Genomic DNA, 3239 nt, shown 5'->3' on the forward strand with positions numbered 1-3239 from the left:
ATATAAAATGGAGCTATCAATTGGATTGACGGGAAGCTCTTCCTCACATTTCTGCCAAAGCTTTCCTCCATAACTATCTCCCTCTGTTAAAAACAGTAAAAGAAATGCTCCAGTATGTCTCCCTGTATGCTTCATGATATCTAACCTCCTAAATTGAATGTAAAAAAATCAATTACCATCATTCTCATTCTATACTGTTTATCACACTATACTGTTAATGACAGTATAGTGTTGTTAACAGTATATGCAGGTTTCAATAAAATTTCAACTACTCCACCATAAATTAAACAAAATTTTTAATATGAATCAAAAAAAACCGATTTCCTCGTTGGAAAATCGGTTCAAAAAATTTATTTTTTCATGAAAAATTAAAATTCATTCCAGTAGTAAAAAACGGTCGCAAGTAAGGATATGATTGTAAATGCTAAAGACACTAAAAAAGAGAAAGACTTTTGCGTTACTGTGAAAGGCCCTTCTGCACCGCTAACTTTCATTCCCGTCTGTCCTTGAGTGCTCAAATTAATACTATTTGATGTAAAACCTCCACTACTTGTGAAAAAACGAATAACAATCGTTACACCTAATCCTACAAAAAATGCATAGTCAACTATTTTACCGTTCATTAAATCTGAAACGAACCAAGTTAAACCAATTAAAACTCCTAATGTGATGATTGCAAAAATTAGCTTCTTCAACTCCATCTCCCTTTCGAATGACAAATACTTGTTACGAAACGAATTTAATTTATGGAAAAAATATCCATATCAATTAAATACTTCTATTAAGGTTCGAGCATCTCCTTCAAAGCGAATATAAATTTATTCCCATTTTAATGACAGTTCTAATCATAAATAGATAAAAGGTAATGATTCTCACCAAATAGAATATTGATATATATGGAGGGGATCTTATGAAACACTTATTTTTTATGATTGGGATGTGCCTCATTCTTGTCGCCTGTCAACAGAAAGAAAAATCGATTGTAATAGAAACAATGACAGACAACACAACTCTTGAAGATGTACCAGTAGTTAATTCCGTTGGGTATTCAGAAATTGATTACTTATACGATGCTATGTATCGTGGGCACAATGAGTATGCAGGTACTTTAGTCGTCGACAAGGAGTATTACATCAAAAATAATTTTCAACGTGGTGATGTTGTGTACTTCAAAACTCCTAAAACTGGTCACAAAAATGTTGCTCGAGTAGTTGGCTTACCTGGAGAAAAACTTGAAATCAAAGATGGTCAGTTATTTATAAACAACAAAAAATTAAAAGCTTTCTATGCAAATTCTATGAATAATGGTATTTCAGACTTTGATACTTATCAAAAAATGATGAAAGCAAACGGAAATGAGATTATGGGTGAAAATGATTGGAAAGAATATTTTCATAGAAACCTTAAAGCAGTGGTCATACCTAATAATGAATTGTTTATATTAGCTGATAATGGTTGGAGAATACAGGACAGCTTTGAATTGGGACCAATATCTCAAGACGATATTGAAGGGAAAGTTTTGGGGATGGCTGAAGATTACTAATAGTTGCGAGTTTAGTAATCATACTGAAATTAATTCGATTTCATTATGATTTGTGATACAATTTTTCTATATATTTCTATATTTTTCCATTTTATGAAAGGAAGCTAATCATTTGAGTAAAAAAGTTATTAATATTGTGAAGCTTAGAAAAATTGCCATTCTTTGTTGGCTCATCTCACTTCCGCTAAACTTCATTGGCCGACTCATTTACGGGTTTAATATCTTTTTTTATTTAGGCATTTTCTTCTTATTCTTATTTGTGGTCATTACCCTATTCTTTTGGAAATGCCCTAATTGCAAGGAACGATTGCCATTTCAAATCAATTTTGATACAGAAGTGTACGATTATGTGCGATGCCTACATTGTGAAATAAAAGTGGAAGATGGCGAAATCATTGAATAAACCAAATGTATTTGACTAATCTTCCTCTTTTAATAAAAATAAAAATTTATGTAATTTCGTTACTTTTTAGGCTTATGGAAATAATGATAAAGTAGCATACCCTTTGGAAATCATTTACAATATAGTCAAGCATCTTTTTGTTGATCATTACATAAAAAAATATTCTTATTTTGAAGGGCGGTAAATGTAAAATGCAAACATTTGAAAATGTAACAATTCAAGCAACTGTACAAGCACCAGTTGAAAAGGTATGGCACTATTGGAACGAGCCAACTCATATCAAAAAATGGAACACTGCTTCAGATGACTGGCATACACCATTTTCAGAGAATGATTTAAGAGTAGGTGGCAAATTCGCTTCAAGAATGGAAGCAAAGGATGGAAGTTTTGGTTTCGATTTTGGTGGAATTTATGATGAAGTAAATACAAATGAGTTTATTGCTTATACACTAGGTGATGGAAGAAAAGTAACAATCACGTTTAAAGATTTAGGAGACGCTACTGAAATAGTTGAAACGTTTGATGCTGAAACTCAAAATCCAGTTGAGTTTCAACAACAAGGCTGGCAAGCAATTCTAAATAACTTCAAAAAGTATGCAGAAGAAACATCTAAATAATAAAAGCTAGAAGATCGGTTTTTATTAGAGTTTCTAAAATAAATTAGTGGCATTGACTGTGGCTTCGATTTTTAGAAGACCATGGACATGCCACTTTTTTCATGCCCCGTCTTGAGCAACGAGCAACTGTTTATAATGTAAAATTTGATATTCGTTCTAACGTTTTGATCTCTTTTTAACTATCTTTTTGTAAGTCATTCTTATTCAACAATCTCAGTACATGCTCATTAGGGCTCCAGCAATCAAATTTATAGGTTGTTTTTGTTTCGAACCCTAACCGGCTGCAATAATATTTCATTCTTCCTGATTCTTTCACTGCTTTGAAATACTTACAAGTAGAACAACAATGAAAATCTTTCATTAATACAAGCACCTTTTACTTTTTCTAATCCAAATTAGATAGTTCATATGAATTCTCCTATCAATCTCTTAAACTTCTTACTTTCATAAACATAAATAAGACTTTAGAATCATCTTACCTCTATCCTCATTTACCTTTTCATATTTATTACTTTATCATCTTTTTACCACTAAACTTGAAGCACCTAACCTTCGAATTAGGTATACTCTTTGAATGAAAGCATGATAAACACACATTTTTTATAATAGCCTGTCTTTTATTAACATAACTATCAATTGTTCATAAAATATATTGATAGGGGGGATGACCAAATGG

The 3239-nt window shown here is 31.6% G+C and carries 4 protein-coding genes and 1 pseudogene; 3 read left to right on the plus strand and 2 right to left on the minus strand.

From position 1 onward, the window contains the following. A pseudogene (locus tag V7056_RS15235) lies at positions 1–135 on the minus strand (PadR family transcriptional regulator); the annotation flags it as partial. Positions 136–368: 233 nt separating this feature from the next. Beyond that, positions 369–695 carry a hypothetical protein gene (locus V7056_RS15240; RefSeq protein WP_499703269.1) on the minus strand — a complete coding sequence of 109 codons (327 nt, stop codon included), beginning with the start codon at positions 693–695 and terminating at the stop codon, positions 369–371. 215 nt (positions 696–910) lie between these two features. On the opposite strand from V7056_RS15240, the gene lepB reads away from it, so the two are divergent. The 3 genes from lepB to V7056_RS15255 all read left to right on the plus strand — a co-directional run bounded on the left by lepB (position 911) and on the right by V7056_RS15255 (position 2563). Next, positions 911–1543, plus strand: a complete 633-nt coding sequence (gene lepB / locus V7056_RS15245) for a signal peptidase I (protein WP_499703270.1) — start codon at positions 911–913, stop codon at positions 1541–1543. Positions 1544–1655: 112 nt separating this feature from the next. Further along, the gene (locus V7056_RS15250) at positions 1656–1946 is read left to right on the plus strand and encodes a hypothetical protein (RefSeq protein WP_499703272.1); all 291 of its coding nucleotides are present in this window, start codon (positions 1656–1658) and stop codon (positions 1944–1946) included. A gap of 191 nt (positions 1947–2137) precedes the next feature. Continuing rightward, positions 2138–2563, plus strand: a complete 426-nt coding sequence (locus V7056_RS15255; protein WP_499703274.1) for an SRPBCC family protein — start codon at positions 2138–2140, stop codon at positions 2561–2563. The last annotated feature ends 676 nt before the right edge of the window (positions 2564–3239 follow it).

The organism is Bacillus sp. JJ664, assembly GCF_036962205.1.
Classification (GTDB): Bacteria; Bacillota; Bacilli; order Bacillales; family Bacillaceae_G; genus Gottfriedia.

What these genes read in the sequence shown, in the direction of transcription:
- V7056_RS15255 (WP_499703274.1), top strand. Translation starts at nt 2,138, where the DNA reads ATGCAAACATTTGAAAATGTAACAATTCAAGCAACTGTACAAGCACCA.
- lepB (WP_499703270.1), top strand. Translation starts at nt 911, where the DNA reads ATGAAACACTTATTTTTTATGATTGGGATGTGCCTCATTCTTGTCGCC.